The 1,723-nt window shown below is 72.4% G+C and carries 2 protein-coding genes and 1 pseudogene; 1 reads left to right on the forward strand and 2 read right to left on the reverse strand.

Annotation, left to right across the window (positions count from 1 at the left end):
- Positions 1-693: pseudogene (locus ACLEQD_RS42780) on the reverse strand (hypothetical protein); the annotation flags it as partial.
- A gap of 59 nt (positions 694-752) precedes the next feature.
- Complete coding sequence (locus ACLEQD_RS42785) at positions 753-1,142, reverse strand: VOC family protein (protein ID WP_410391708.1); 390 nt, start codon at positions 1,140-1,142, stop codon at positions 753-755.
- Positions 1,143-1,169: 27 nt separating this feature from the next.
- Between ACLEQD_RS42785 and ACLEQD_RS42790 the strand changes: the two genes are divergently transcribed.
- A partial coding sequence (locus ACLEQD_RS42790) for a response regulator (protein WP_410391709.1) occupies positions 1,170-1,723 on the forward strand: 554 nt, incomplete at its 3' end.

A 1,723-nucleotide genomic window follows, 5' to 3' on the forward strand; every position in this document is an offset into this window, starting at 1 on the left:
CGACTGCGCCGGCACTGCCGCCGGCACCGCGGGCCGGCCCTGGGGCGGCGCGGCCACGGGCGCCTCCATCACCTCCTCGCCGGTGATGATGAGCTCCCCTTCCAGCACGTCCGCTTCCGCATCCGAGCCGCCGCGCAGCGCCTGCGCGTAGACGGACTGGAACTCCTCCTCGCTCATCAGGTCCGGCGGCCGCTCCGCCGCCTTCGCCAGCTCCGCCGCCGCGCCCTTCGCGGGCCTCGGGCGGACCGCTTCCATGTCGATGGCCCGCAGCTGCCGGAACGCCTTCGCGTGCCGCCGCAGCAGCTGGTTCATCCGGAACTCGGGGATGACCACCGGCACCACGCGCTTGCCCGTCTTGAACGCGATGGCGTCCAACGTCGGGAAGTCGTGCGGGTTCACCACCGCGACGCTCAGCCGCGTCGCGTCCGCCCGCATGGGCAGGAACTCCTTGTCGTCCGCCTCGTTCGGGTGCACCAGCGCCACGGCCTTCGGGTCGGGCACCATCTCCCCGGACGCGTAGGCGCAGTTGTGCAGCCTGCCCAGCGCCTTGGCCAGGTCCTGCTCGGACAGGAGCCCCAGCTCCACCAGGTTCGTCCCCAGCCGGCCGCCGTGGACCACCTGCGACTCCAGCGCCTCCTCCACCGCCGCCGCCGACACCAGGCCGTCCTTCACGAGCAGTTCACCCAGGCGCATGGGCCCGCTTGTAGCCATGCCCCGTCACCCTCCGCAAGCACCCGGCCGGGCACGCACCCCTAGTCGTCCGGATGGTGGCTCAGCCCCACCCGGTTGCCCTCCGGGTCCCGCACGTAGAGCGTCCAGCGCGTCTCGTGCTCCAGCGGCACCCCCGCGCGGGCCAAGGTCTCCACCACCCCACCTCGCGCCTCGCGGGGAATCCGGAACACCAACATCAGCAGCCCCGGCGCCGGATGGCGGAACGGCACCTCCTGCGGCATCCCGTCCACCGCCTCGATGGCCAGGAAGGCGCCCCCGGGGACGCCTACCCAGACGCTCCGTAAGGTGCCGTCCTCGCGCAGGTGGCGCTTGAGCTCCGGAAAGCCCAGCAGGTCGCGATAGAACGCGGTCACCCGCTCCACGTCCTTCGCTTGAATCGCCACGTGGTGGAAGCCCTGAACGTCCTTCATGGGGTTGATGGTAGGGTCTGGCCGCCCATGGCGCGACTGCTCATCGTGGAGGACAACCAGGAACTCGCCTCCCTCATCGCCACGGTCGCGCAGACCCGGGGCCATGAGGCGCTCACCGTCTTCACCGGCGAGTCCGCGCTGGAGGCCCTGGGCCCCACCACCCGCTTCGACGCCGCGCTGGTGGACCTGCTGCTGCCGGACATCCGCGGCAGCGAGGTGCTGGGCGCGCTGCGTGCCCACGCCATCCCCGCCATCGCCGTCAGCGGCGTCTACAAGGGCGACCGCTTCGCCCAGGAGGCCATCAAGGTCCATGGCGCGTGCGCCTTCTTCGAGAAGCCCTTCGAGCTGGACGCCGTGCTCAACGCGCTGGAGGAGGCCGCCGGCGTGCCGCCCGTGACGCACGGGGAGCTGCTCGACGAGGTGGACCTGCTCGTCCTGGAGGAGCTGGTCCAGGAGACGCCCTCGCAGGAGGAGCCCGCGCTCGAGTCCGTCGACGCCGCGGCCGGCCCGTCCGAACCCTCCGAGCCCGCGCTCCCGGAGGAGGCCCCCGGCGTGTCGGAGGCCCTGCCCCTGCCCTTCGC

The sequence above is a fragment of the Corallococcus sp. 4LFB genome (assembly GCF_046520365.1).
Taxonomy (GTDB): Bacteria; Myxococcota; Myxococcia; order Myxococcales; family Myxococcaceae; genus Corallococcus; species Corallococcus caeni.

Bases quoted from the DNA above. Each gene is read 5' to 3' on its own strand.
- ACLEQD_RS42785 (WP_410391708.1), bottom strand. From the start codon at position 1,142: ATGAAGGACGTTCAGGGCTTCCACCACGTGGCGATTCAAGCGAAGGAC.